26 protein-coding genes and 2 riboswitches are annotated in these 25561 nt (G+C 44.3%); of the genes, 3 read left to right on the top strand and 23 right to left on the bottom strand.

Going from position 1 to position 25561, the window contains the following annotated elements; all coding sequences use genetic code 11:
* Positions 1 to 6: 6 nt before the first annotated feature.
* From nuoF to DESDE_RS06350, 14 genes are all read right to left on the bottom strand, one after another.
* On the bottom strand, positions 7 to 1800 hold the full coding sequence (gene nuoF / locus DESDE_RS06420) for an NADH-quinone oxidoreductase subunit NuoF (protein WP_014793233.1): 1794 nt from the start codon (positions 1798 to 1800) through the stop codon (positions 7 to 9).
* An 11-nt stretch (positions 1801 to 1811) separates the two neighbouring features.
* Positions 1812 to 2294 (bottom strand): NADH-quinone oxidoreductase subunit NuoE, encoded by a 483-nt coding sequence (nuoE, locus tag DESDE_RS06415; RefSeq protein WP_014793232.1) that lies wholly within the window; start codon positions 2292 to 2294, stop codon positions 1812 to 1814.
* Positions 2295 to 2322: 28 nt separating this feature from the next.
* Positions 2323 to 2907 (bottom strand): 5-formyltetrahydrofolate cyclo-ligase, encoded by a 585-nt coding sequence (locus tag DESDE_RS06410; protein WP_014793231.1) that lies wholly within the window; start codon positions 2905 to 2907, stop codon positions 2323 to 2325.
* A gap of 141 nt (positions 2908 to 3048) precedes the next feature.
* Complete coding sequence (locus DESDE_RS06405) at positions 3049 to 3975, bottom strand: LysO family transporter (RefSeq protein ID WP_014793230.1); 927 nt, start codon at positions 3973 to 3975, stop codon at positions 3049 to 3051.
* Between the two features lie 417 nt (positions 3976 to 4392).
* A complete protein-coding gene (gene tsaD, locus DESDE_RS06400; protein WP_014793229.1) occupies positions 4393 to 5412 on the bottom strand; it encodes a tRNA (adenosine(37)-N6)-threonylcarbamoyltransferase complex transferase subunit TsaD in 1020 nt (339 codons plus the stop codon).
* A gap of 97 nt (positions 5413 to 5509) precedes the next feature.
* Complete coding sequence (rimI, locus tag DESDE_RS06395; protein ID WP_014793228.1) at positions 5510 to 5956, bottom strand: ribosomal protein S18-alanine N-acetyltransferase; 447 nt, start codon at positions 5954 to 5956, stop codon at positions 5510 to 5512.
* Positions 5953 to 6669, bottom strand: coding sequence for a tRNA (adenosine(37)-N6)-threonylcarbamoyltransferase complex dimerization subunit type 1 TsaB (gene tsaB / locus DESDE_RS06390; RefSeq protein WP_014793227.1), 717 nt, complete (start codon positions 6667 to 6669; stop codon positions 5953 to 5955). The genes rimI and tsaB overlap by 4 nt, the downstream gene beginning before the upstream one ends.
* 8 nt (positions 6670 to 6677) lie before the next feature.
* On the bottom strand, positions 6678 to 7160 hold the full coding sequence (gene tsaE / locus DESDE_RS06385; RefSeq protein ID WP_014793226.1) for a tRNA (adenosine(37)-N6)-threonylcarbamoyltransferase complex ATPase subunit type 1 TsaE: 483 nt from the start codon (positions 7158 to 7160) through the stop codon (positions 6678 to 6680).
* 120 nt (positions 7161 to 7280) lie between these two features.
* A complete protein-coding gene (locus DESDE_RS06380; protein WP_014793225.1) occupies positions 7281 to 8450 on the bottom strand; it encodes an amidohydrolase in 1170 nt (389 codons plus the stop codon).
* Between the two features lie 50 nt (positions 8451 to 8500).
* Positions 8501 to 10666, bottom strand: a complete 2166-nt coding sequence (locus DESDE_RS06375; protein ID WP_014793224.1) for a Tex family protein — start codon at positions 10664 to 10666, stop codon at positions 8501 to 8503.
* Between the two features lie 136 nt (positions 10667 to 10802).
* Positions 10803 to 11591, bottom strand: coding sequence for a DUF4652 domain-containing protein (locus DESDE_RS06370; protein ID WP_242831349.1), 789 nt, complete (start codon positions 11589 to 11591; stop codon positions 10803 to 10805).
* Between the two features lie 271 nt (positions 11592 to 11862).
* Complete coding sequence (locus DESDE_RS06365; protein ID WP_014793222.1) at positions 11863 to 12891, bottom strand: homoserine dehydrogenase; 1029 nt, start codon at positions 12889 to 12891, stop codon at positions 11863 to 11865.
* A 107-nt stretch (positions 12892 to 12998) separates the two neighbouring features.
* A riboswitch (SAM riboswitch) is annotated at positions 12999 to 13100 on the bottom strand.
* Positions 13101 to 13209: 109 nt separating this feature from the next.
* Positions 13210 to 14013, bottom strand: coding sequence for an ATP-dependent sacrificial sulfur transferase LarE (larE, locus tag DESDE_RS06355; protein WP_014793221.1), 804 nt, complete (start codon positions 14011 to 14013; stop codon positions 13210 to 13212).
* A gap of 51 nt (positions 14014 to 14064) precedes the next feature.
* Entirely contained in the window at positions 14065 to 14415 is a 351-nt protein-coding gene (locus tag DESDE_RS06350) for a hypothetical protein (RefSeq protein WP_014793220.1), read from the bottom strand.
* Between the two features lie 270 nt (positions 14416 to 14685).
* A riboswitch (SAM riboswitch) is annotated at positions 14686 to 14784 on the top strand.
* An 89-nt stretch (positions 14785 to 14873) separates the two neighbouring features.
* Between DESDE_RS06350 and DESDE_RS06345 the strand changes: the two genes are divergently transcribed.
* Positions 14874 to 16019 (top strand): trans-sulfuration enzyme family protein, encoded by a 1146-nt coding sequence (locus tag DESDE_RS06345; protein WP_174270142.1) that lies wholly within the window; start codon positions 14874 to 14876, stop codon positions 16017 to 16019.
* On the opposite strand, the gene DESDE_RS06340 is transcribed toward DESDE_RS06345, so the two are convergent.
* The 9 genes from DESDE_RS06340 to DESDE_RS06300 all read right to left on the bottom strand — a co-directional run bounded on the left by DESDE_RS06340 (position 16016) and on the right by DESDE_RS06300 (position 23605).
* Positions 16016 to 16684: a YczE/YyaS/YitT family protein gene (locus DESDE_RS06340; RefSeq protein WP_014793218.1), complete on the bottom strand. Its 669-nt coding sequence runs from the start codon at positions 16682 to 16684 to the stop codon at positions 16016 to 16018. The genes DESDE_RS06345 and DESDE_RS06340 overlap by 4 nt on opposite strands.
* A gap of 492 nt (positions 16685 to 17176) precedes the next feature.
* Positions 17177 to 17827 (bottom strand): TetR/AcrR family transcriptional regulator, encoded by a 651-nt coding sequence (locus DESDE_RS06335; RefSeq protein WP_014793217.1) that lies wholly within the window; start codon positions 17825 to 17827, stop codon positions 17177 to 17179.
* Positions 17828 to 17876: 49 nt separating this feature from the next.
* Positions 17877 to 18269, bottom strand: coding sequence for a ribosomal maturation YjgA family protein (locus tag DESDE_RS06330; RefSeq protein ID WP_014793216.1), 393 nt, complete (start codon positions 18267 to 18269; stop codon positions 17877 to 17879).
* Between the two features lie 330 nt (positions 18270 to 18599).
* On the bottom strand, positions 18600 to 19127 hold the full coding sequence (locus DESDE_RS06325; protein ID WP_014793215.1) for a GNAT family N-acetyltransferase: 528 nt from the start codon (positions 19125 to 19127) through the stop codon (positions 18600 to 18602).
* A 65-nt stretch (positions 19128 to 19192) separates the two neighbouring features.
* Positions 19193 to 19714: a hypothetical protein gene (locus tag DESDE_RS06320; RefSeq protein ID WP_014793214.1), complete on the bottom strand. Its 522-nt coding sequence runs from the start codon at positions 19712 to 19714 to the stop codon at positions 19193 to 19195.
* Between the two features lie 211 nt (positions 19715 to 19925).
* A complete protein-coding gene (locus tag DESDE_RS06315) occupies positions 19926 to 21062 on the bottom strand; it encodes an ABC transporter permease (protein ID WP_014793213.1) in 1137 nt (378 codons plus the stop codon).
* Between the two features lie 34 nt (positions 21063 to 21096).
* Positions 21097 to 22257: an ABC transporter permease gene (locus DESDE_RS06310; RefSeq protein WP_014793212.1), complete on the bottom strand. Its 1161-nt coding sequence runs from the start codon at positions 22255 to 22257 to the stop codon at positions 21097 to 21099.
* Positions 22254 to 22952 carry an ABC transporter ATP-binding protein gene (locus DESDE_RS06305; protein WP_014793211.1) on the bottom strand — a complete coding sequence of 233 codons (699 nt, stop codon included), beginning with the start codon at positions 22950 to 22952 and terminating at the stop codon, positions 22254 to 22256. The genes DESDE_RS06310 and DESDE_RS06305 overlap by 4 nt, the downstream gene beginning before the upstream one ends.
* A gap of 71 nt (positions 22953 to 23023) precedes the next feature.
* The gene (locus DESDE_RS06300) at positions 23024 to 23605 is read right to left on the bottom strand and encodes a DUF2318 domain-containing protein (protein WP_014793210.1); all 582 of its coding nucleotides are present in this window, start codon (positions 23603 to 23605) and stop codon (positions 23024 to 23026) included.
* Positions 23606 to 23919: 314 nt separating this feature from the next.
* Here DESDE_RS06300 and DESDE_RS06295 point away from each other — a divergent pair, with 314 nt between their 5' ends.
* The gene (locus DESDE_RS06295) at positions 23920 to 24687 is read left to right on the top strand and encodes a tRNA threonylcarbamoyladenosine dehydratase (protein ID WP_014793209.1); all 768 of its coding nucleotides are present in this window, start codon (positions 23920 to 23922) and stop codon (positions 24685 to 24687) included.
* A gap of 180 nt (positions 24688 to 24867) precedes the next feature.
* Positions 24868 to 25560 (top strand): response regulator transcription factor, encoded by a 693-nt coding sequence (locus DESDE_RS06290; protein ID WP_014793208.1) that lies wholly within the window; start codon positions 24868 to 24870, stop codon positions 25558 to 25560.
* The last annotated feature ends 1 nt before the right edge of the window (position 25561 follow it).

Genomic DNA, 25561 nt, shown 5'->3' with positions numbered 1-25561 from the left:
TTTCTTCTAGGCCCGGATAACCGCGCCAAATTTACAGGTATCCATACAGCTTCCGCAGCGGATACACCTTTCCCCATCAATAACATAGGGGGTATTTTTATTTCCACTGATACAGTTAGCTGGGCAATTTTTAGCACACAGTCCGCATTTTTTGCATTTTTCCGCATCAATCTCGTAGGTCAGGAGGTCACTGCAAACTCCGGCCCGGCATTTTTTAGCGTGGATATGCTCCTCAAATTCTTCCCGGAAATATTTTAAGGTGGCCAGGATAGGGTTAGGCGCGTTTTGACCTAAACCGCACAGGGAGGTTTCTTTAACTGTATAGGCCAGGGTTTCCAGTTTCTCAATATCCTCCTCCCTGCCTTCACCACGGGTGATGCGGTCGAGAATCTCCCACATCCGTTTATTCCCTTCACGGCAGGGGGTACATTTTCCGCAGGATTCGCTCTGGGAAAAGTTCAGGAAAAAGCGGGCAATATCCACCATACAAGTGGTTTCATCCATGATAACCAAACCACCGGAACCCACCATAGCACCAGCCCGGGTTAGGGTGTCATAATCCACAGGGAGATCCAACATATCTTCCGGCAGGCATCCTCCTGAAGGGCCGCCGATTTGCACCGCTTTGAACTTCTTACCGTCTTTAATACCGCCGCCGATATCGAAAATAATATCTCTTAAAGGCATTCCCATAGGAACTTCAACTAATCCAGTGTTGTTAACCTTACCAGTTAGAGCAAAAATCTTTGTGCCTTTGCTCTTTTCCGTTCCGTACTGAGCATACCATTGGGCTCCATTTTTTAAGATATGAGGTATGTTGGACCAAGTCTCAACATTATTGATGTTGGTAGGCTTACCCCATAGCCCGCTTTGAGCTGGGAAAGGAGGCCGCACTCGAGGCATACCTCTTTTTCCTTCGATAGATGCCATCAAAGCCGTTTCCTCACCGCAAACAAAGGCTCCGGCTCCAGCGTTGATTTTCAAATGGAAACTAAATTGCGTACCTAAGATGTTATCACCTAAGAATCCTGCTTCTTCAGCCTGTTTCATGGCAATTTGCAGATTCTTGATAGCCAAGGGGTACTCTGCACGACAGTAAACATAGCCCTCATCTGCACCAATAGCATAGGCGCCAATCAACATTCCCTCAATGACGGCATGAGGATCTCCCTCGAGAAGACCGCGATCCATAAACGCACCCGGATCTCCTTCATCGGCGTTACAAATCACATATTTTTTATCTGATGGAGTAGCTTTACATAAGCTCCATTTCAGACCAGTTAAGAAACCGGCTCCTCCCCGGCCACGTAAGCCGGCTCCCTTGACTTCCTCGATAATTGCCTCGGGGTCCATAGTGAGGGCTTTCTTTAAACCTTCATAACCTCCATGAGCAAGATAATCCTCAAGCTTAGTAGGATCGATAAATCCACAATTTTTAAGAGCGATACGGGTTTGCTTGGCAAAGAAACTAATGTCCTCATAGCTTAAAGCCGGTTCTCCTGACAGAGGATCCACATAGAAAAGGCGCTCCACCTTCTCCCCTTGACCTAATTCTTTCTCAACAAGCTCCGGAATATCTTCCGGTTGAATTCTTCTGTAAAATCTCTGAGCAGGCTCTACGACCAAAGTTGGCCCTTGCTCACAAAAACCACGGCAACCTGTGGCGATGAGCTCTACATTCTCAGACAACCCTTGACGTTTTATCTCTACGTTCATTAAATCAATGATTTTATTGGCTCCTGAAGAGAGACAGCCTGTGCCCGCACAGATAAAAACCTGTTTTTTAGCTTCTGTGTTCATCCCTATTCCCCCTACTTATACTCTGCCAGGATTCCTGGGATCTGATCTGCATTCAATCGTCCGTGGACATTTCCATTAATGGACATAACAGGAGCTAATCCGCAGGCACCAATACAGTTGACAATCTCTAAAGTAAAGCGTCCATCTTCCGTGGTCTGTCCATCCTTAATTTTTGTATTTTTTTCTATGGCTTCCAGAACTTTAGCTCCTCCCCGAACATGGCAGGCAGTACCTAAGCAGACACTGATGACATTGCGTCCCATTGGAGCAAGGCGGAATTGGGCATAAAATGTGACAACTCCATAAACCTTAGCAGAAGGTATACGTAGTTCCTTGCTTATGTGCTTTATCACATGTTCAGGCAAATATCCATAAAGTCCTTGTGCTTCCTGCAAAACCGGAATAAGCGCCCCTTTCTCCTGTTTATAGTGGGCTAATATCCGATCCAATTGTTCCTCTTTAGGATCAACTAACTCCCTACACTCCTCACACAAAACGATTCTCCTCCCTTTTCCACTAAGTTCAAAGCGTTTCTTTGAAACGCATGATACCCTGTTCAGTGATTAACATGTCTACTTTCTTATCGTAAAACTCAACGGGGATTCTGTCCACGATCTGGCAGTGAAAAGCAAGCGCAATCTTTGGTGTTCCTTCTGCCAATCTCCCGAAAAACCGATCATAATATCCGCCCCCATAACCGAGGCGATTGCCCTGAGTATCAAAAGCTGCTCCAGGAACAAGAATACAATCGATCTCCAGGGGATCAACCTTAGTGAGTTCCTCCTTTTTAGGTTCACGGATTCCCCACATTCCTGACTCAATATCCTTTTCCAAATCCTCGATAAGTGCCGGTATAAGCACCCCCTTTGGAGCACATCGCGGCAATACCAACCGCTTTCCTAAGTCAAGGACTATTTGGGCTAACTCAGTAGTCTCTACCTCATCGCGAAAATTCATAAAAAGCATGATGGTGCTTGCTTCCTGAAACTCACGGGTCTGAGTCACGATAGCCTGAATTCTTTGGCTTTTAAAAGCCCGTTCTTCCGGCGTCAACGCCGATCGCAGGGACAGTACCCGTTCCCGCAATGACCGCTTCTCCTCAGACACCTTTCAATCCTCCTTTAGATCCTCCACTAAAAAAATATACTTTTCTTTTCAAGAAAATTCAGTCAATCATATAATAGATTCGTCAAAGATTAGAATATTCCTTCTACAAAGTTCGATAAATACTTAAATGGCTTTCCTGATCTAACCTAAAACCAGGGGTACCAAAACCGGAACCAGAAGAGATAAAGAAAGCCCGCTAATTATAGCTACGATACCGATACCTTTAGGTCCCACCGCCACCAAGAGAGGAAGGGTCGAATCCATAGCTGTCGCTCCACTGGGAGCAACAAGGGCCAACGGCCCCACCCTTTTAGCTAAAAAAGGGACAAAAATAATCGCTAAAACTTCTCTAAATATATTACTCAAAAAAGCGATAGTACCCAAGGAGACCGAGTGAAGGTCGGAGATCAAAACCCCAGATAGGCTGTACCATCCAAACCCAGCACCAACTGCTCCTCCCTCCCGAAGCTCCCATCCAAAGCACAATCCTACCACCATAGCCGCTACAATACTACCGAGCACCACACCCACAGGTGCTAAAAACACCTGCCAACCAACTTTGAGCATATGTCTCCAAATATCGCGATTCAGACCTAAATCGATGCCTACCATGACCAGAGTAAAATCAAGAGCTAACGTTGTAATCGTTGGTAAGTATGCTGTCCAAGCCTGGGGAAATAAAAGAATCCCGCCGAAAATTCCTGCAATAAACGCCCCAATAATTGCGCAAGTCATCTGATAGGGATGAGCTGCCTCAGTACTGTTCACTTCCATCTTATCTTGCTGCGGAAGCATGGGCGACTTCCCAATGAAAACTCTTTCTAATAGCCAAACAGCCACTACACTTCCTATAATTGCCGCAACTGCAAATAAGAAGGCCTGCAATCCGAAGCTCCCTAATTGTGAAAGAGTGTTCTGGTCCACTCCGATCCGTAAACCCATGGTCAACAAGAGAATCAATACCCCGATCATCATCCCTCGTCCCGCTTGGTTCAAGATAACCCTAGGCAATAAACGAAACCATCCCACGAAAGCTCCTGCTATAAGACAAACAAATAATATCCACATGTTTGTTCTCCGTTCTTATAAATAAATTAATTTTAAGCCGTTAACTAAGGGCTCTCCCCCATGGTATGAGAAACTCTTTAAACACATGCTTCTATTTTATCTCGAACAAAGGATAAAAGAAAAGTACCTTGTACTACTTTTCATATTTTTAAGTTATCCCCATCTCCATCCCTTCATAATATCCCTTGTCCCTGACTTATCCACATTATCCACAGGGTCTGTGGGTAATTATGTCCAATGTTCCTCCTCAAATTCAACACCTCTCAACCCGCTAATACCAGTTAGTCACAGAGTTATCCACATTGTCCACAGAATTAACTATCCACAGAACATATTATCCCTTTTCAAAATTTCTTGCCCGAATGTCCTATTTCGAGAAAAAGAAAGGGGGTATAGTCCTATTCGAACTATACTCCCTTAAGCCAGATTCAGTCCCGGTATAGCATTCAAATTCCAAGGAGCATAATCCTTAGCTAAATAACGGTAGTATCCGGCTGCCGCGATCATGGCTCCATTATCCGTGCAGAGAACCGGAGGTGGATAACTAAAGGCAACACCCCGTTTTTGGGTTGCCTCAGTGAGACGTTTCCTTAGTGAAGTATTGGCTGCCACTCCTCCGGCAAGGACTAGGGTAGGAGCCTTTGTTTTTTCCAAGGCCAGCAAGGTCTTACGCACTAAGACATCTACGATGGCCTCCTGGAAAGAAGCTGCCACATCAGCAACATTCACCGTCTCGCCCTTCATTCGCGCTGAATTCAAGGTATTGAGCACAGCGGACTTCACTCCGCTAAAGCTGAAATCAAGACTGCCGGGTTCAAGCATAGCTCTTGGGAATTCGTAGGCATGAGGATCCCCTTCAAGAGCGGCCTTTTGAATATAAGGTCCTCCAGGATAACCCAACCCTAAGGTCCGAGCTACCTTATCTAAAGCCTCCCCTGCAGCGTCATCCCGAGTATGTCCAAGGACTTGATACTTCCCATGCCCTTCAAAATGCACCAAATGGGAATGCCCTCCCGAGACGAGGAGAGCCAATAAAGGAAACTTCAGCTCCGGATCATGGAGAAAGTTCGCATAAATATGTCCTTCTAAATGGTTAATTCCCAGCAACGGAATCCCTGCCGCATAAGCCATAGCCTTTGCCCCCGCCACTCCTACAAGAAGAGAGCCCACAAGCCCCGGTCCATAGGTCACTGCAATTCCCGCCAAATCTCCAAACTCCATCTTCGCCCCTTGCAAAGCTTCCTCTACAACACTTTGCAAATGTAGGATATGCTCCCGTGAAGCCACTTCCGGCACGACTCCACCGTATTTTTGATGGGTCTTGATCTGCGATGAAATAATATGACTGAGCAGATCACGGCCATTGCGAAGCACGGCCGCTGAGGTCTCATCACAGCTTGTCTCAATTCCAAGTATATTAATATCTTTATTGTTCACCAGCAACCTCCCGATATCTGCCTACTTTCCTTCACCAGAAAAAGACATCTCTTCTTATAGAGATACTCGCCACCGCTCAGTATGGCAAAGACTATCTCTACTCTTTGCCTATATCAAGCCACATAATAAGGGCATCTTCACGATTATCTGAGTAATAGCCTTTACGAACCCCCGCAGTTGCAAAACCTAGGCGTTCGTACAGTCTTTGAGCAGAGACATTGGAGGCTCGTACCTCAAGGGTCATACGCTCCATGCCTTCCTTAACCATCAAATCGATCACAGAGCGCATCAGGAACTCTCCTCCGCCCATCCCCTGATACCCCGGTGCTATAGCCACATTGGTAATATGTCCTTCTTCGAGTATAAACCATAACCCCATATAGCCGATGATATTGCCCTCGTGTTCCAAGCAAAAGTACCGTGCATACTCATTATCTCTCAGCTCACTGACAAAAGACTGGGGAGCCCAAGGTGCCGGAAAGCAAGCATGCTCTATCTCCAGAATTGTGGATAAATCACTCTCTTGCATGGGGCGAATCATCATTTCCCCTTTAGCGCCTCCTCTTTCTTAGCCCAATTGACCTCAGCTTCCGATAACCGAATGTAATAAGGTTCCACAAGCTTCCCCTGGGTTCCCTTCTGCCATTCATTCCAAACACAACGAACAGTATACGCTCCCCGTGGTAAAGCCAAATAATCCGGGAGAAGCACCGCCTTATTCCCTAAGGTGGTCTTAATCTTCTCTTTATAGCGCGAAACGGCGTCACCGATAAAAACAATGGCTTTATCCTGTTCCGCCAATTCCTTAAGCCAAAGAGCTGGCTCTACCGCGAAAGGATCCCGGCTTCGTATGGGGATTTCCTCTCCTTCCGACCATCGGTACCGAGCTGTATACCATTCATTCTTTCTTGCATCAAGAATAGGTACGATTTCTTCCGGTCGGCTATGTCCGGCCCAAGCCAAAGAATCCAAGGAAAGCACACCTACTAAGGGAAGTTTGAGCACTTGAGCCAAGCCCTGAGCTGTGGCAATCCCAATACGGATTCCCGTAAAAGAGCCTGGTCCCCGCACCACACCAATAAAATCGAGATCTTGAAGCTTCCAGGCTGATGCCTCTAAGACTTGATCCAATACAGGAATCAACCGCTCCGAATGGGTTTTGGATGTATGCAAAAAGCCTTCCGCCACCAGCTGCCCGTCCTCTGCCAAGGCTAAAGCTGTGACTTTGGTGGTAGTATCGATGGTGAGATACTTCATAGATCCTCCTAATATTCAAAAGGAATAATATCTTTGAGCCGTTCTACCCAGGCTTCCGAATGAGAAGAAAAGCCGATTCTGCGTGGTTCCTCCCCTGATCCTTCAATCCTGATCTCTAATGAATCATCGGGTAAGATGTCCTCTGCAATTCCCGGCCATTCAATCAAGCAAATAGTATCTTCTTGAAAGGCATCCTCTACTCCGATTATTTCTACCTCTTCTGGATAACGCAAACGATATAAATCCATGTGGATTAACCGCACCGGATTATCCCGAGCTATCCCTGAATACTCAATCTGAAAAGTAAAGGTCGGACTGGTCATGGGTTCTTGTACTGCTAAAGCCTTCCCAACTCCTTTGGCTAATGCAGTTTTTCCCGCACCCAAATCACCGAAGAGGCACACCACATCTCCCCCACGAAGCGCTTTTCCTAAATTGTATCCAAGGGCATGAGTACAATCTGCGCTTAGGCTTTGAACTTCTAGGTCCATTCTGACCGTCCTTTCCTTTAACTATTCGTTCTAAAATCTGGTTCGCTTCAGGTATTACCCTGAGGTTTGGCTAAGCGCCCACGGAAGCGAAATGATGCCGGCCCCGGCCCCCCGGAAAGCCTAATCCCTAATGATTTTGCCGTTAATAATGACAGTCTCAGGATGTGATTTTAAAACAAAAGGATGTTCACTCCAAATAACGATATCCGCATCTTTACCCACTTCCAAGGATCCTAGGCGATGATCCACGCCCATAATTTCTGCCGGATTAATAGTGATGGCCTTTAAAGCTTCTTCTTCATCCATACCGGCTCGTGCTACCAGCGCTGCACAAAGGGGCAATTGTTCGATGGGAGTCACCGGATGATCTGTGATAATTGCTACCTTAACGCCTGCTTGTGTTAGGACATTAGGAGTTTCAAAGGATTTATCTTTCAACTCCACCTTAGCCCGATTAATTAATGAAGGACCCACAACAGCAGGATATCCATATTCTGCGATTTCCTCAGCAATCTTATGTCCCTCAGTGCAATGTTCAATGACCAGATCTACATTAAATTCTTTAGCAATGCGAATAGCGGTCATAATATCATCAGCCCGATGAGCATGGGCCCGTAAAGGAATCTCACGTTTAATCACACGAATCAAGCTTTCCATTCCCAGATCCCGCTCGGGCACTTTTTCTGGATCTTCAATACCTTGCTCCAACTTTTCCAGATAGGTCTCAGCATCCACTAGAGCTTGTCGAAGAAGTGCCGCAGTGGCCATACGTGTCATGGGCATCTTCTTTTGTTCACCGCCATAGACCATTTTGGGATTCTCACCAAAGGCCACCTTTAGCCCTGCAGGTTCCCGTACGATCATCTTATCCACGACTTTGCCGACTGTTTTCAACACTACGCCTGTACCACCAATGACATTGCCGCTGCCCGGTGTGGAAAACACTGCGGTGACTCCCCCTAAACGAGCATCCCGTAAACCTTCATCCTCTGGATTAATACCATCAATTGCACGCAGTTCAGGGGTGATCGGCTCAGTCATTTCATTGAGATCATCCCCTTCACTTTGGTAAATCTCCTCTCCCAGTCCCACGTGACAGTGGGCGTCAATAAAGCCGGGTAAAACAAACTTATCCTGGGCTTCGATGATCTCTGCTCCCTCAGGAGCAACCAGATTCTCCCCAATGGCTTTAATTTGTGTGCCTTCCACTAAGATGCTTCCGATGAATTCTTGGCCTTTCATGGTCTTAATGCGACCGTTACGGATAAAAAGGCTCGTATTTGCGTTCATGATTACCTCCGTTATGAATAGTATAGTCGTTGAAATCCTTATATATAGGGCTATATAGATACCATTGCGTCTGCAGCGATTTCCCTCATAGACAGACTGACTCGCTCACGGGCGGTGTCGATACCTAGGACACGGACTTTAACGATGTCTCCCACGGAAAGCACTTCCATGGGATGCCTGATAAACTTCTCACTGATTTGAGATATATGCACCAAACCGTCGTGTTTGACTCCTATATCAATAAAAGCTCCAAAATCAACGATATTCCTGACGGTTCCTTCGAGGATCATTCCAGTCTGTAAATCCTCTAGATGGGTAACATCCTGACGTAGTTTTGGTCGGGGCAAATCCTCCCGAGGATCCCGGCCAGGGCGTTGCAGAGCGGCAAGAATATCTTTGACCGTGGGAACCCCGGCACTGAATTCCCGAGCACATTCCTCCGGATCCAATTGGGCAATCCCCAATCGCACCTCATTGGGGCGTTCTCGTAGATCTGTTAGAGCGAATCCTGCCTTGTGCAAAATATTTTGAGCAAGGTCATAAGATTCCGGATGAACCGGTGTATTTTCCAGAGGGTTGACCCCTTCGGGAATACGAATAAAGCCGGCGCACTGAACAAATGTCTGCTCACCTAGACGAGGGACCTTTTTAAGCTGATCCCGTTTTTGGAACTTCCCGTGGTTTTCCCGATAAGCCACAATATTTTTGGCAATGGTAGGTTTAAGACCTGCTACATATTGAAGGAGAGATGGTGAGGCGGTATTCAGATCTACACCAACAGCATTAACTGCCGATTCCACTACTCCATGTAGGGATTCTTCAAGGCGTTTGGGTTGAACATCATGCTGATACTGCCCAACTCCTACGGCCTTGGGTTCTATTTTAACAAGCTCAGCCAAGGGGTCCTGTAAGCGCCGAGCTATGGAGACTGCGCTACGTAATGAGAGATCAAAGTCCGGAAACTCTTCTCCCGCCAGCTTCGACGCAGAGTACACTGAAGCTCCAGCTTCACTCACGATGATATACTCCGAAGCTAAGCCACTTTCCCTAATCATTTCTGCAGTAACTTCCTCTGTTTCTCGAGAGGCTGTGCCATTTCCAATGGCGATCACATCTACATGATATTTTCCGATAGCATCTCTAAGCATTCTTTTCGCTTCTTCCCGCTTGTTTTGGGGAGGATGGGGATAAATAACCCCTACATGAAAGAGCTTGCCAGTATCATCAACTACAGCAAATTTACACCCCGTTCGGAATCCCGGGTCTAACCCCAGTACCACTTTCCCACGCACTGGAGGTTGCAGTAAGAGTTGCCTCAAATTCTCGGCAAAGACTCTGATAGCTTGTTCTTCGGCTTTTTCGGTTAGAGCACCCCGAATTTCTCTCTCTATAGAAGGTGCTATTAAGCGTTTATATGCATCATCCGCAGCTGAACGTACAATCTCCGCTGCGGGCCCTTGCTTCACAAAAGCCTGTTCGATTAGGGCTAAAATATGCTCTGAAGGAACTTCCACTTTCACATTAAGGAGCTCTTCCTTTTCTCCTCGGTTCAAAGCAAGGATGCGATGAGGAGGCAGTTTTTTCACAGGCTCCCGATAATCATAATACATCTCATAGGCTGAGCGCTCTTCTGCTTTTTTCGCTGAAGCTATGATATCACCAAGGCGGAAAGTAGCTTCCCGAATCTTTTTGCGCATAGCAGCATCATCGGAGATCATTTCTGCAATAATGTCTGAGGCTCCATTGATTGCCTCTTCTGGCGTTTCTACACCAAGTTCAGGATTTATATATTTTTGAGCTTCTATAAGCGGCTGAGCCTTGTGATATTGTTCAAGAATCCATAATGCTAGAGGCTCAAGTCCCTTTTCTTTAGCCATGGTAGCCCGAGTCCGTCGTTTTTGTTTGTAGGGCCGATAGAGGTCTTCTACTTCTTGAAGAATTGTGGCCTTCTCAATCTGATTCGCCAACTCCTCAGTAAGTTTACCTTGTTCTTCAATTAAACGCAGAACCTCACTTTTGCGTTGCTTTAAATTTCTTAAATACTCCAAACGCTCAACAATACTGCGCAGGGCGTTCTCATCCAACTCACCGGTCGCTTCTTTACGATAGCGAGCTATAAAGGGAATAGTGTTCCCCCCGTCCAAGAGTTGTATGGCTTCTTTAACTTGATGGGCTCGCAAGGTAAGTTCTTGCGCAATAATTTCCACAAATTCCAAAGGATAATCCCTCCTGCTAGTTCTCAATTTTTTATTATACCATTCTTTTAGCAAAAAGCTAAAGAAAGATGGAGAAACTAACAAAGCAAGCCCGCCAGGACCTGCTTGTAAAAAACTAGACCTTATTTATTATGCTTTAAGAAACAATGTCTCGTTGTGATAAAGTATCAATGTCTTTCAGGGGAACACGGATTTCTCCCTTCTCTATACAAAATCCATTAACATCCATGAGATTAATATAAAGAACTAGATCATCTCCCACTTGTTCAAAATCTACAACCTCTTGATTAAGTTTTTGATAGGCGGGGTAAAGAATCTCCGCCTTACCGGTAGCTCTAGTAACCTTAACCAGCTCACCACCCTTAGAAACTATACCATGAGCAAAGCCGACTATAATGATAAACTCGTTATCATTAAGCCAGTGAATCTTCTTTTTTGGAGTGTATCTTCCTTCTGGAGCAAAAGAATGCCACATTTTAACTCGGTAGTTCTGGTCTAGCTGCAGTCGCAACCAACTACTGCTCGCACTATCTTTGATATAAATATCGCCGATGGTTTCCCATTCATCTGGGTAGATATAAGCTGTATATTGCTTATTTGGCGAACTGCCATGAACCACATAATTCCCCTGTAAAATAAAGGCAGGAACATAGGGATTGGTATTAATACGAAAAAGCTGTTCAGTTTGCTCGGTGATAGCTGGTTTCGGAGTCTCGTCTTCCACTGCTCCGCTATCAGGTTCACTTGGACCAGCTGCTGCTGCGGTCTTTACTTTCTTAACATAAGCGGCATAATTGGCTCTTTGCTGTTGGATTCTTTGCTGTGGAGTTTGTTCGGGATTGGTGACCAGCGTTGTCGAATAAGTCAGTTCCTCTGAACCGGGCCCTTTAAAAAAGGCACTTAAAGGAAAGATACCAAAATTCAAGAACAAGGTACAGAATACCACTCCTAGGAAAAACAAGGTGCCGCGAGTGATTCTTCGTTTCTTGATAATGCTCCCTCCCTAAACTTTACTTCCACTTGAATCGAGTAATACCATTATTTACCATGTCTTTATAGTAGGTTCTCTATTACTGTTTCTCATTCCTTCTTTTAGCAAAGATATGTCAAATCACCCTACGAATCGTGTAGATAAAAAGGAAATCATCAAAAAACGAACTAGCATAAACTAGTTCGCTCATATGATCCTGCCTTATTTAACGAGCTGCATTTCCTATGCTGCGCTCTACAACTACTTTCTTTGCAATCTCAACGATATCGGACAAGACCGCTCCCCCTGTGGCCAATCCGCCAGCACCAGGTCCCTTCCAAAAAAGATCACCCACCAACTGCGTTTCCAGGGATAGGCCATTATCCACGCCGGAGACATGACTTAGAATTGCTTCCCTAGATAACCACTGCACACCAACCTTAGCAATAATTCCTTCCCGACTTTTTTCCAGTCCTGACGAAGACTGATCAATGATGGATGCCTCGGCAACTAATTTAGGCACTCGTCCCTGTCTTTTTTGCTCCGCGACCTCTTCCGGGGTTAGCCCTTGGATTCCTTTAATCTCCACCTCTTCAAGAGGAATATCCAGATCAAAGCATTCCCGACAGAGAATAACAAGTTTACACGCCGCATCTAAACCAGTTACATCCATGGTCGGATCACTTTCCGCATAACCAGCCTCTTGCGCTTCTTGCAAAGCCTCCTCATAGCCTTTCTCTGACTCCACCATTTGAGTCAGAATATAATTAGTGGTCCCATTTAAAATTCCACAAATTTTTTTCACCTGGTCTCCGGCTAGCCCATATTGAATGGTTCTAAGAATCGGAATCCCTCCCAAGACGCTCCCTTCATAAAGCAAGCAGATTCCTTTACGCTGGGCTATTTCTTGTAATTCCGCGCCATGAAGAGCCAGTAATAGCTTATTGGCTGTCACTACATGCTTTCCTTTATCTAGCGCCTCTTTGATATAAGAATAGGTGGGATGTTCACCTCCCATAACTTCCACTACTACTTCAATCTCCGGGTCATCGAGAATATCTTGAGGTTTCTGTGTTAGAATAACCCCCTCAATTGCTCGCTCTTTACTTATATCTTGAACAAGGGCCTTGCTTACGACCAGTGTGATCCCCAGTTTGCGAAGAATTTTGTTTGAATGGAGTAGTATTCCTTTTACCACCCCTTGGCCCACGTTCCCACATCCTAATAGACCAATACTCACTGTATTTTCCTTCATCTCTCTATTCCTCCTCTTCGTCGGTCCTTGACGGTGCCTGCAATGTTATAACTAGAGCAAATAAAAAGCCCTTCCATATTCCAGGAAGAGCTTATGTCTTATATTTTTGCTCATCTTCCAGGAATAATCCTGCTGGAATTAGCACCACTGCCACATAGGCCGGTTGCCGGGTTTCATCGGGCCAGTCCCTCCGCCACTCTGGATGAGAAGTATTCAATTTTTCATTATTATATGACAGTAAACAAAGTAATGTCAATAGAGCAGAGTGATATATTACAGAACAATGTGATCCCTTCACTGTAGAACTATGAAGTAATGCTACAGAATTGGTATTCCTTCGTTTAGACTGCCGCTTCGAAAACCCTCTAAATCCAGAGTAACATAGGTAAACCCTAATTCCTTGAGGGGCTTGACGATAGTATCGAGGTCCAGTTCCATAAGTTTCAAAAAATCTTCTTTAGGAATTTCCAATCGGGCCACATCCTGGTGATAACGCACTCTTAAATTTTTAAATCCTAGTTCTTTAAGTAAAGTTTCCGCTTTCTCTACGCGCCGAAGCTTTTCGATCGTGATCTCCTCTCCGTAGGGAAAACGAGAAGATAGACAAGGACTGGAGGGCTTATCCCAAGTTGAAAGTCCCATCTTCTTGGAAAATTGACGAATCTCTTCTTTGCTCAAGCCCGCTTCTTGTAACGGACTCCTTACCCCCAAGGCTCTCGCTGCTTGCATGCCAGGACGGTAATCTTTTAGATCATCAGCATTACTCCCATCAAGAACCCAATTAATCTTCTTCTCTTGGGCAATGCTCAAAAGCTTTGTAAACAGCTCATTTTTGCAATGAAAACAACGGTTCTGAGGGTTCTTTACAAACTCCTCCTTGTCCATTTCTTCAGTTTTAATTACTAAAAACTTTGCCCCAAACTCTTTAACCTGCTGCAAAGCATTGTTATAATCAGCAGAAGGCATCGTTTCCGAAGCACCGATGACAGCAAGACAATGATCCCCTAAAGTTTCATGAACTACTTTTAAGAGAAAGGTGCTGTCCACCCCACCCGAAAAAGCTACCACAACTGATTCCATTTCCTTAATGATTTGCTTTAAGTGATTCAGCTTTGCTTGCATGATTTACCTCCAGATTACTCAAACTTAATTAAATTTCACGCTTTAATCGATCTATTCTTTAGAATTATCGCTAACATAGTAGTTTCTCAGCCTCTCCATTCTTTCAGAATACTCCTCTTGAGTCAAGATTCCTTGCCCGACTAATTCCGAAAGCACTTTCGTATAGCGTTCTAATTCTTTCATCTTTTTACTTGAAACTTTCTTATGATTGTAAAACTGTATAACCTCTTCTAATTCATTATTATCCAGCACCCCGATATCCCGCAACCTGACCAGGCTTAACTCACCTTCCTCATTAACCGCAACATCATTGGAGCTTTGGATCAATGGCTGTATAGCCAGCCTTACAGCAAGAAAGATAATAATGAAAAGTAATATTGGATATACAAGGATTGCCTCCATTGTTATGACTCTCCCCTCTTTTTCATACCTTACTCCTTTACACAGTCATGAATTTTCTCTCGGTTAGGGTACTCTCTAATGCTTGCACACATGGAACTGAATTTTAGCTCCGCTTAACTAAGATATTCTCAAAAAGCTAGGATTTTCCTCTTTTCAGAACGAAGTACACTAGAACACGAAAAATTCACTTGCAAAGCCCATAGGAATAGTATAGTATTATCTAAATATCTTATTAAGCTAAAACGAATTAAATATGGACTTATGTCAAAGCTCTTATCGAGAGTGGCGGAGGGACTGGCCCAATGAAGCCCGGCAACCTGCATATGTGAGGTGCTAAATCCAGAGAACTATTAGGTTCGAAGATAAGAGGACGTGGAAACAATTCACGACCTCTTTCGAGGTCGTTTTTGTTTACGCACAACAACTTTATTGATTGCTCAAGTGTCTAAAGAGGAGGAATGAGAATGAATATTTTAACCGAACTGGCTCAGATCGGCAACCGCCGAGATCCCAATGGAGCGATTAGCTTTCCAATTTACCATTCATCCACCTTTGCTCACCCTGGCTTCGGTGAAAGCACAGGCTTTGATTACTCACGAACCGGCAACCCTACCCGCCAAATTCTGGAAGACGCTATGGCAAGCATAGAAGAAGGTACCAAAGGGTTTGCTTTTTCTTCAGGCATGGGCGCCATCACCACTATTCTCTCCTTATTTTCTCAAGGAGATCATCTCCTTGTTACAGAAGATCTTTATGGGGGAACCTATCGCATCCTTAAGGAAGTCTTCAACCGCTTTGGTCTTCAAGTGACCTTTGTGGATTCCAGCAATCTCAGGGCCATAGAAAAAGAGATCCGCCCCGACACAAAAGCCATCTTCACCGAAACACCGACCAACCCTCTAATGAAGGTTGCCGACCTTAAGGGGATCGCTTCCTTGTGCCAGATGCACGGTCTCTTAAATATAGTGGACAATACTTTTCTTACACCCTATTTGCAAAAACCACTGAACCTGGGTGCAGACATTGTTATTCATAGTGGCACCAAATATCTCGGTGGTCATAATGATGTCGTGGCGGGCCTCGTAGTGGTTCAAGGAGAAGAGCTTGCAGCTCGCTTTGGACGTTTGCAGAACTCTCTCGGCGCTACATTAGGCCCCCAAGATTCCTGGCTAATTATCCGGGGTTTGAAAACCTTGGCCCTGCGCATGAGAGCACAAGAAGAAAATGCCCTCCAGATTGCACAATGGCTGGAGATGCATCCCCTTGTCACCGAGGTCTATTATCCCGGACTTGAGCATCATCCCGGATATGCAACTCAGCTTGAACAAGCCCGAGGCTTTGGTGCTATGCTATCTTTCCGAGTAAAAAGTCCCAGCTTAATCCCCGAAATATTAAAATCTCTCAAGATTATTTCCTATGCAGAGAGCCTTGGTGGTGTAGAATCTCTAATCACTTATCCCGCTACCCAAACCCATGCTGATATTCCTCACGAAGTAAGGGCAAGGCTTGGGGTGGACGATTGTCTTCTCCGGTTATCCCTAGGTATCGAAGCCGCCGAGGATCTCATTGGAGATTTAGAACAAGCTTTAAAGCAGATGCTTTAGGCATCTTCTCCAACGGATTTCTTATAAAACCCCTTCAGATTCTTAACGGTCTCATCAATGGTCTCATGTTTGACCGAAGTCGCATCAAATTTCACCCAAGCAAAGACCGTTTGTACGCAGATCCCTATTCCAAATGCAGAAATAACTGTACCAATTCCTACGGGTCCGCCCAAAATCCAGCCGATCAAACATACCGTTACTTCAATAATCCCACGGCAAAGCCCTATCGATAATTTAGTCTTTCTCTCTAAAGCCACCATTAGACTATCCCTTGGGCCTGCTCCAAAACCAGAGGCAATATAGAGATAGGAGCTAAAGGCGCAAAGGAATAATCCAAGGATGAGCATAATCATCCCTGGAATAAAACTCTGCATCTCAGGGATTAGTTTTAAGGGTAACAGTAAGTCAATATAAATTCCGATAGCAAATATATTAAAGATAGTGCCAATACCCAACTTCTCTCCAAGCAAAACGACTATGATAGAGATCACCAAACTGGCCACTATAGAAACATTTCCAATTGTGATGCCGACAGTATCGGCAGTCCCCCGATGGAACACATCCCAGGGGGCATAACCTAAATTGGCTTTCATGGTCATAACAATTCCGAAGGATAGTAAAAAAGTGCCTAAAAATAAATACACAAGCCTTTTCCACAAATTCATATCCGCACTTCTCCTCAATATCTCCTGATTGATTATCTAATAAGTGTAACATTTTATTGAGCACATTTCCAAACCTTTATTTTATTTCTAACGTATATCTTACTCATAAAACGGTATTAGGACCGGGAGAAGACAAAGACTAAAGTGGAAGCCATAGCGGAGCTGTAGCGTCATTGACCCAGTTTGAGCCGGAGATTATGAAAGTGTTTGTAGGAAAGGCTTTATGAGCACCTCACAACCAAAAGAAGGCTAATGCTTGTAATGATAAAAAACGCGATACCTGTTAGATAAAACGTAAACTGTACCGCTGAACTTCCAACTATAGAAATTGTTTGACCGATAGTTATCGTAAAAAAGCTTCTCTTCCATGGCTGTTTTGTATTGGTTGAATTGATACTCATACTCACATCTCCTATTTCTAAAATATACCGACGTTTGGTATGTATCTTTTTAAAATAATAGCTATTCTCTACATCCACCTGTAAAGAATAGCTATTTCTGTTTTTGGGAAAGCGAATGGAGTTCGTTAATGGATTGAAGAACCTCTTCCGTAAATATAGGGACCCCTATTTCTTCAAATACATTTCTTGCAAAGAAAATTATGTCCTTTAACTCATTGGGAGTCCAAGAATACATCCACGGGTTAAACCAAACGTTAAAAAATAAGAGAATCATCTGGGCAAGCCGACGGGGTTGAGCTGTATGAATGGATCCATCTCTAATACCTTCCTCAATAACACCTGTAAGCAGGTCGGCTGCAGAGCCCATAGTATCTCGCATATGAAGAGCCAATAATTGAGGATTTCTAAGAAACGGCGGTACGGTCTGATCGAGAGCCTCGTGTTGGGCCGATTGTATAGAAAACATAAGCATCTTACAAAGTTTATCCAACCCGGATATGCCGGTATCGTGAGCAACTGTTTTTATATCCGCTATCCCCTGCTCAGCTAATCTTTTATTCACCGCATCCATAATTTCTTCTTTTGACTTGAAGTGATGATAAATAGCGCCTTTACTCAAATCTCCCAATTCATCGATGATATCCTGTATCGTCGTATGCTCATATCCTTTGGACATAAATAATTTCATGGATGTATCGAGAATGCGGTTTATCGTTACTTCAGGATATTTATTCCGTGCCATAGTAGTACTCCATCTTTATATACATACTTTAAGTATGTATACGTATATGTCAAGGTAGGTAAGAGTTTATCAACCTATCTATAACTGCTCCCACCGCTACTCCGATGGTATAGGCTACTAAATCCCTCCACAAAAAGCCATACCCTAGCACCAAACCACCCAGCCGGGTTTGCCTTATAGCATCAATCCAGGGAGCATGATAAAGCTGACTGATTTCAATTCCAAAGGTGAAAAGCAAAGCTACTGCAGCAAGCCAGCCGGTTCCTTTCAACCTGAAAATAAAGCAAAACATAAAGAAAACCATAAGTGCCCATAAGGCATCTCCCAAGTAAAGATTGATTGTATAGGGCAAATACCCCGAAAACTGCCGGCTGCTTAAGCCAAGTATTATTGTTACTCCAACAAAGATAAGGTAAGTCCATCGATTTCTTTTTGCTGCCATAATCATTTCCTCTTTAAAACAATAACAACTATGCTTCAGTAACTCCTCCGGTGCTGATTATACTTAATTCTTCTCCACCTGTTTTAAGCATACAGAGTTATCCCATTAAAAGCAATTTTAATAAACTGAGTACGGAAAGTGTAACGAGGCCGATTCCCCCGCTCCTTTCCGTTAACTTTATCTTCTCATCGGGCAAGGGGAGCCTTTCCCTCACCCAGTCAATATATCTTTTACTATAGGTAAGTGTAACAATACTATTCCTGCAAATAGCACAAAAATCCATAAAACCATACTAAACCACTCAGGCATCGCTCACCCCCACAGGTTAAGTTAAGACTGAAGATTATAATTTGCTCTGTTTATTCTGGCCATTAGATATTCATCTTCATATTTTCCATTTCTTATTGCCGCCAAGCGCTTTATTCCTTCTTTTTCAAATCCAAACCTTTCATACAAATGTATGGCTCTAGCATTGTCTACAAATACAGTTAATTCGATTCTAACTAACATTAGCCAGTTGTCCGCAACATCTATAAGTCTTCCTAACAAGGCACTGCCAACACCCTGATTTTGGTAGTCTTTATGAATCATTATACCGATAGCACCACTATGCCGCATGCGATGATTAGGATATACCGTTAAGCCTGCACTTCCTATTATCACTTCCTGTCCATCTTGAAGCCTGGCTACCGCCACAAATTGATGCTGGTTGACATCTAAGTTGGCGATAAACTCCTCATTCCTCTTTGCCCGCTCGGACGGAATGCCTAGAACATTTTCAAAAACGCCAGGCATACGCCTCAACTCATTTATACCTTTGCCATCACCAATTTCTATGGGTCGAATATGATACTCCATTCCTATGTCCTCCCGGTAAAAATTTCCGCAATGTTTCAACGATATGCAGCTGCTTTAAGATACTATCATTCTTCTAATTCCGAATCGCTTTCTCTCTTTAATCCAGCTGTTCTAATAAGATTCAATAGATTAACCAACCCCTGTGAACCAAGAAAAATGCCTATTCCAATAAGCAATTCGGTTGTTGGTCCTCCCAAAAAAAGCACCCTTAACCCGGTGGGTTCCGGTAATCCATAGCTAGCAGTATGCAAGCTGGCTAATTTAGTCACCAATTCCGGCAATGAGTGCCCAATAAAATAAAGTCCCAATACTGAAAAGCCTATTCTCTGTAGATCACTAGCCCCTAATCCGATGACCTCATTTTGATTCCTTTTTTTAACCAAAACTTTAGCTAATTTATCAGAAAAGTACCACAGTAAAACACCAAATAGAATTGTAATTAAAGAATAAAAAATGTTTACCATACTATAATCAGCTATCATATTTGCCGCTACAGGTACATTAAGCGAAAGCAGTCTGGACCCTTGAACGATAAAGAATATCCCGATAAGCTTACACCCTATACTTGCAATCTCACGCTGGTTCATTCTTTCCCCTCCCTTAAAACAACCCATTTCCTGCCGATTTCCCTTCTATGTATACTCCTTCATTTTTATCGTTTAACTTCGCTAAACCGGAATATATCTCCTTCTAATCCTTTAATCAGTATAAGATAATCTTGTCAACATAAATAAAAAAACAAGCACTGCATAACGAATTTTTACCTCATGCAGTGCTTGTTGGTGCGGATTCCTCACCTTATATGAACTTAAGAACATCCTGTAAATTCAGCTTAAGTATTCGCCATGCAGGATAAATCATTGCCAGCACTCCTACCAGAAGAGATCCGGCAATCAGGGCGCTTCCTAAACCGACGTGAGGCGCAAAGGCGAAGTTACTATAACCTAAAAGCGGTCCCAGTACAAGGGGGACAAATACTCCTATGATATATCCTAGAAGGCTTCCAGTAAGGCTGGTGATCAGCACTTCACGACCAAGCAAGGATAGTATATGCCTTTGGCGAAAGCCAATAGCCCGAAGCACGCCAAGTTCACGAGCCCGGTCATGGACATTTCCGGCCAAAGTTACGATAATCACTAAGGCCCCGATTAACCCCATGGCTAAAGAGATGGTTGAGGAAAAGCTGGCAAAACGCTCCAGACTCTCTTTGGAGCCTTGGACAAGCTGAGTCACTTCTGTGACGTTAGCCGACCGTAGAACAGAAGTTAGTTGGGTTACGGTTTGTGCCGTGTCTTGCGTATTGAGTTCGATTAAAGACCATTCGGAGGTTATATCTGTAAAAGATCTAGCGGTATTGATCGTTGTAAATACTCCTTGGTCCTCTGCTCCTCCCGTTTCTTCCATAATTCCCACCACAGGGTACTTCCCTTTTCCTAAATCCAGGATATCCCCAATCTTCAGGTTAGAATTCATGGCCAACTGAGAACCGATTACCAACTGATTATCCTCGGCGACCCTACCTTCAATCTTCCACCAGGGCTTTATCTTAAGCTCTTGGTCAAAGTCAACACCGATAATCATGAAGGTCTTGCCCATGGCTTCTGCCGAGCCAATAACTTTGGGAGCAATGGTCACTTCCGGGCCCATCTCTTGGGAGATCATCTCTACAGCATCGGCGTCCAGCTTCTTGACCTCATACTCCACCCCGGAGACAGATAATCCTCCATAGCTTAAGTTCAGGTGCTCGGAACGAGGGCTAATCACTACATTGGCACCATATTCGGTTAAACTCTTCTGCAAATCTTCCTTCATTACCAGCGCTAGGATGGTTAAGGCAGAGATAGTGGAGACGATAAAGGCAAATGTCAGGATCAGAAATAGAGTTTTGCCCGGCCTTCTACGTAGATTTTGCAGGGCGATGTGGTTAAGTGTCATAAATACCCTCCGAGATAGAAGTAAAGCAGATTTTTTAGAAGTAACGCAGGGCTTCAGCAGGATCGAGCTTAGTTGCCTTCCAGGCTGGATAGATAGTGGCAAGGAAGCTGATCATCAGGGCAGCCACCAAGGAGTAAAGGGCAAGCATAGGCTGAAAGGGTATCTGAAGGGTAAGTTGAGCCAAAGAAGAGCCAAATTGCATAGCCAGCCCCATGCCCAAAACAAAGCCCATTAAACCTCCCAAACCGCCGACCAGACTGACTTCATAAAAGAACATGCGTAGTATATGCTTTTTCCGAAAGCCAATAGCTCGCAGAACCCCAATATCTCGCGTCCGCTCTTTAACAGCCGAGATCATGGACATAGCCACCACAAACCCACTGGTGATAAGCAGAATCACTGATATCACTGTAGCAAAAAGGCTAAATTGGGCGACGGTATCGTCCCTTGCTTCTAATGTGGACTGGAGAGCGGTCACTTTAGCATCGGGGAGTTTTTCACTTAATTGTAGGGTGACATCTTCAATAGGACAGGTGTAGCAAAGAACTGCTGCTTCAATAAGACTAATAGCAGTGGGCTTATGTTCAACTTTTTGCAAGGTGGGTAAATCCATAAAAATCGCCTGGTCATTTTCCATGGAGCCTGTGGGTTTGATAATTCCCCCTACCCGGAACATTTCTCCTTTAATCTCAACCTCATGTTGAGGGCTGAGATTAAGGATCCGTGCCACTTCACTACCGATCAGAATCTCGTCATCTTTTGGAAGTTGCCCATCTGCTAATCCATCAATAGTCCACCATTTTTTTAAGCGCAGCTCTTCAGCAAATTGTACTCCCACCAAAAGAACTTTTTTACTATCTATCTCCGCTTCAGCAAGCAATTTAGGAGATATGGTGGCTAAAGTCTCATTATTCTTGATGGTTTTCATCTCTGGAACCATGGCCATATCCAGCTCTTTTCCTGAGCTGGTTCCCACAGTTACTCCACCAAAGGATAAGGTTTCCCCTGTCTTAGGGAGAATAAGAAGATTGGACCCAAATTGGTCGATTTTATCGGCCACATCCTGTTCCATAGAGCGAGTGGTGGTAAAGAGAAAGACGCTGGAAGCCACACCGATGATAATGCTAAGCAAAAGCAAAAGGGCACGCTGCTTGCGCCGTTTTAAATTTCCCAGGGTAATGGTGAAGATCTTCATATTGTACCACCAACCACAGGCTGCGGATCCTTCTCAATGATTCCATCGCGAATCTGTACCCCATGGGAGACATAGGCAAGATTCTCTAGATTATGGGTCACCATGATAATGGTCTGCCCTTCTTTATTTAAGGACTGGAAGAGTTCCAGGATTTCCTTAGCTGTCTTGGTATCTAGACTTCCTGTCGGTTCATCGGCGAAAAGAATCACCGGATCATTGACAATGGCTCGGGCGATGGCCACTCGATTTTGCTCTCCACCGGAAAGCTGGTTAGGCAGCCGCATGGACTTTTTGCCTAACCCTACCTTTTCCAGAACTTTTTGAGCCATCTCCCTTTGGGCTTGATCCGAGTACTTGGTAATCGCTAAGGGAAGCATGACATTTTCTAAGGCAGTAAGATAAGGGATCAACTGATATTGCTGAAAGACAAACCCAATATACTCATGGCGGAAATCGGCTCTTCGCTCTTCATTCAACTCATAGATGTCAATATCATCGATTAAGACCTTACCCTCTGTGGGTGGGTTCAACGCACCAAGGATACTGAGTAGGGTACTCTTTCCCGACCCGGAAGGCCCCAACAAAGCTAGAAACTGACCTTGAGAAATCTGGAGATTAATATTTTTTAGGGCATGGACTGATCCTTCCCCGCCTTGATAGATTTTTGATACGTGATTGACCTTGATAAGACTCATATTCAACCCCCCTGCTGCTCAAGGCTATTAACTATTTGATCTACCACTGAATTCAATTAAAATTCTACCAACTAAACTCTAGGCTTCCAAGCATCCAGTATCCCTTGATCCACTTCCAGGTTATCCCCATTTTGAGTATAGACTAAGCGATCAGGTGGATAAGCCTGGCATCCTCCGCTTAAGCCCTTAAAAGAGTTTAAGGTCCAGGTAGTGTTGCAAGCATTGCAGACAAGATTATCGCCTTCAATTCGGAAGGAATCACTGTTGCAGGGCTCGCAGATGCTTACAGCCACAACGACTTTTCCATCGGGCAGAGCTACAGCTGTAAGAGGAATGGTCTTATCATTGGCTTGGTACTGGGTATAGATAAATTTCTTTTCCTTAAGCTCGGACAAGGTGGTGACCACCACTTTGCCGTTTTCGGCATTGACGGGTGCCGTTTCGGCCTGCTGAAGAGGAGATCCGCTGTAATCGACCGTTTGACCAAGGGTTGCAACAGCATACTGATCCCCATCGGAGCTTCTGTTTCCTAAGAAAAAACTTCCCGCAATAATAGCGATTCCTAAGACAATCGCTCCACCAATCAAAGGCACTTTGCTCTTTTTTTCAGGTTGGGTAAATTTCTCTTTTTTACTGTTCTGGTTATTGCTCATCAAATCTAACCCCCATAATTTTATTTTTATAATTCCGTACACTAAAAGAAATCTTTACAAATTAGCATGTCATAAATATAATCAATACACAAGTTTTTTTCAAGCAAACCTATCGTCTTTCTAATATTCTCTTTTTTTACTTCCAGCTTTGTCTAAGGCGCTACCTTTGGTCGTGTTAGTCCTGATGTCTGTGGACAAAATAATAGCTAAACACTCTCTTTCTTTGCCTAAAGCACTATGCTATACTGATTAACTGAAATCATAAAATTGACCTAATGGAATAGATAGACTTCTGAAAAACGAGGAGGATACTCATGCAGCATAAATTCTCTAGAACTGAGATTCTTATTGGTAAATCCGCATTGGAGAAGCTTAGCCAAAGCACAGTTATAATTTTCGGCGTAGGCGGTGTGGGATCCTATACCGCAGAAGCCCTGGCTCGGGCCGGTGTGGGGCACTTGATCCTCGTGGACTACGATGAGATTTGTTTGACCAATATCAATCGTCAGCTTCATGCTCTTCATTCGACCATCGGTAAAGCGAAAGTTGAAGTCATGAAGAACCGCATCCTGGATATTAACCCAAAGGCGAAGGTGGAAGCTATTAAAGAATTCTTCTCCGCCGAAAATGCAGAAAGCTTCTTGGGCAAAAAGCCGGATTATGTGGTGGACGCTATTGATACCGTCTCCGGTAAAGTTGCTCTGGCCAAAGAATGTATCCAGCGTAATATTCCCCTGATTTCCAGTATGGGAGCAGGCAATCGTCTTTCCGCTGAAAACTACCGTATTACAGACTTATCCAAAACCAGCGGAGATCCTTTGGCCAAAGCGGTACGGAAATTACTTCGCAAAGAAGGAATTACAAGGGGAATCAAAGTCGTATATTCTCCTGATCTCCCTCTCACACCCTTAGCTACGGAAGCCGATTGTCGAAATAATTGCATTTGTCCGGGGGGCGATGCCCATTGTGCCCTTAAACGGCAAATCCCCGGCAGCATTTCCTTTGTCCCCCCAGTATCAGGGCTTCTCATGGCAGGGCAGGTTGTGAATGACTTAATCGCAGGCTGTCCCCGCGAGGCCTAAGAAACAAAGAAGACCAAAAGCATACGGCTTGGGTCTTCTTTATTTTTACCGATGACTGTGATTTCCCCATGAAAAACTCATGAATTTCTTATGAATTCCTGGAACAATCTATGGATATTACTTTCCAACCGCTGCTTGGTCCACTAAAATTAGACTATGTTAAAAAAGAGGTGAATCTCCATGCGAATTCTCTTAGTGGATGATGAAAAAAATATCAGCAATGTCCTTAAAGCCTATCTCCAGCAGGAAGGGTTTCATGTGACCACAGCGGTCAATGGCCTCGTAGCCTTGACCTTATTTAAAGAAAATTCCTACGATCTCGTCCTTCTAGACCTTATGCTGCCCGGCTTATCCGGTGAAGAAATCTGTAGGGAGATTCGTAAAATCTCGGCCACTCCTGTTATTATGCTCACAGCCAAGGTCGAACTGGAAGATCGGCTTCAAGGCCTTAACCTGGGCGCCGATGACTATATTAGTAAACCATTTAGCCCGCGGGAAGTTGTGGCTCGGGTCAAAGCAGTGCTTAGGCGAACCCATATAGAAACCTCTCCCCTTGCCGATAGTATCACCTACGATAATGGCTTGACCATTGATAACTCACGGCACGAAGTCCGTTTACTGGAAGAGGTCGTCTCCCTTACCCCCACTGAGTTCAAAGTTCTAGGTGCCTTAGCCAAATATCCGGGAAGAGTGTATTCCCGAGGGCAGCTGGTACAAATCGTCCAAGGGCATGATTTTGGCGGGGATGAACGGGTGATTGATGCTCATATCAAAAAACTCCGCCAAAAAGTCGAGAAAGTACCCAGTGATCCCAAAATCATCCTGACGGTCTATGGAGTCGGCTATAAATTCAACCCACATAAGGAGGAGTAAA

Source organism: Desulfitobacterium dehalogenans ATCC 51507, assembly GCF_000243155.2.
Classification (GTDB): Bacteria; Bacillota; Desulfitobacteriia; order Desulfitobacteriales; family Desulfitobacteriaceae; genus Desulfitobacterium; species Desulfitobacterium dehalogenans.
The sequence above is the reverse complement of the archived record's forward strand: the minus strand, read 5'-3'. Positions and strand labels throughout refer to the sequence as shown.

Excerpts from the sequence above, each read along its gene's own strand:
- DESDE_RS06330 (WP_014793216.1), bottom strand. The coding sequence starts at position 18,269 with ATGGCAGCAAAAAGAAATCGATGGACTTACCTTATCTTTGTTGGAGTA.
- DESDE_RS06350 (WP_014793220.1), bottom strand. The coding sequence starts at position 14,415 with ATGGAGGCAATCCTTGTATATCCAATATTACTTTTCATTATTATCTTT.
- DESDE_RS06295 (WP_014793209.1), top strand. The coding sequence starts at position 23,920 with ATGCAGCATAAATTCTCTAGAACTGAGATTCTTATTGGTAAATCCGCA.
- DESDE_RS06300 (WP_014793210.1), bottom strand. The coding sequence starts at position 23,605 with ATGAGCAATAACCAGAACAGTAAAAAAGAGAAATTTACCCAACCTGAA.
- DESDE_RS06325 (WP_014793215.1), bottom strand. The coding sequence starts at position 19,127 with ATGGAGTATCATATTCGACCCATAGAAATTGGTGATGGCAAAGGTATA.
- DESDE_RS06405 (WP_014793230.1), bottom strand. The coding sequence starts at position 3,975 with ATGTGGATATTATTTGTTTGTCTTATAGCAGGAGCTTTCGTGGGATGG.
- DESDE_RS06305 (WP_014793211.1), bottom strand. The coding sequence starts at position 22,952 with ATGAGTCTTATCAAGGTCAATCACGTATCAAAAATCTATCAAGGCGGG.
- DESDE_RS06365 (WP_014793222.1), bottom strand. The coding sequence starts at position 12,891 with ATGAAGGAAAATACAGTGAGTATTGGTCTATTAGGATGTGGGAACGTG.
- DESDE_RS06345 (WP_174270142.1), top strand. The coding sequence starts at position 14,874 with ATGAGAATGAATATTTTAACCGAACTGGCTCAGATCGGCAACCGCCGA.
- DESDE_RS06310 (WP_014793212.1), bottom strand. The coding sequence starts at position 22,257 with ATGAAGATCTTCACCATTACCCTGGGAAATTTAAAACGGCGCAAGCAG.
- DESDE_RS06290 (WP_014793208.1), top strand. The coding sequence starts at position 24,868 with ATGCGAATTCTCTTAGTGGATGATGAAAAAAATATCAGCAATGTCCTT.
- nuoF (WP_014793233.1), bottom strand. The coding sequence starts at position 1,800 with ATGAACACAGAAGCTAAAAAACAGGTTTTTATCTGTGCGGGCACAGGC.
- DESDE_RS06380 (WP_014793225.1), bottom strand. The coding sequence starts at position 8,450 with ATGAACGCAAATACGAGCCTTTTTATCCGTAACGGTCGCATTAAGACC.
- DESDE_RS06320 (WP_014793214.1), bottom strand. The coding sequence starts at position 19,714 with ATGAACCAGCGTGAGATTGCAAGTATAGGGTGTAAGCTTATCGGGATA.
- DESDE_RS06315 (WP_014793213.1), bottom strand. The coding sequence starts at position 21,062 with ATGACACTTAACCACATCGCCCTGCAAAATCTACGTAGAAGGCCGGGC.
- tsaE (WP_014793226.1), bottom strand. The coding sequence starts at position 7,160 with ATGGACCTAGAAGTTCAAAGCCTAAGCGCAGATTGTACTCATGCCCTT.
- larE (WP_014793221.1), bottom strand. The coding sequence starts at position 14,013 with ATGCAAGCAAAGCTGAATCACTTAAAGCAAATCATTAAGGAAATGGAA.
- DESDE_RS06335 (WP_014793217.1), bottom strand. The coding sequence starts at position 17,827 with ATGGCACGGAATAAATATCCTGAAGTAACGATAAACCGCATTCTCGAT.
- rimI (WP_014793228.1), bottom strand. The coding sequence starts at position 5,956 with ATGATGATTCGCCCCATGCAAGAGAGTGATTTATCCACAATTCTGGAG.
- DESDE_RS06340 (WP_014793218.1), bottom strand. The coding sequence starts at position 16,684 with ATGAATTTGTGGAAAAGGCTTGTGTATTTATTTTTAGGCACTTTTTTA.
- tsaB (WP_014793227.1), bottom strand. The coding sequence starts at position 6,669 with ATGAAGTATCTCACCATCGATACTACCACCAAAGTCACAGCTTTAGCC.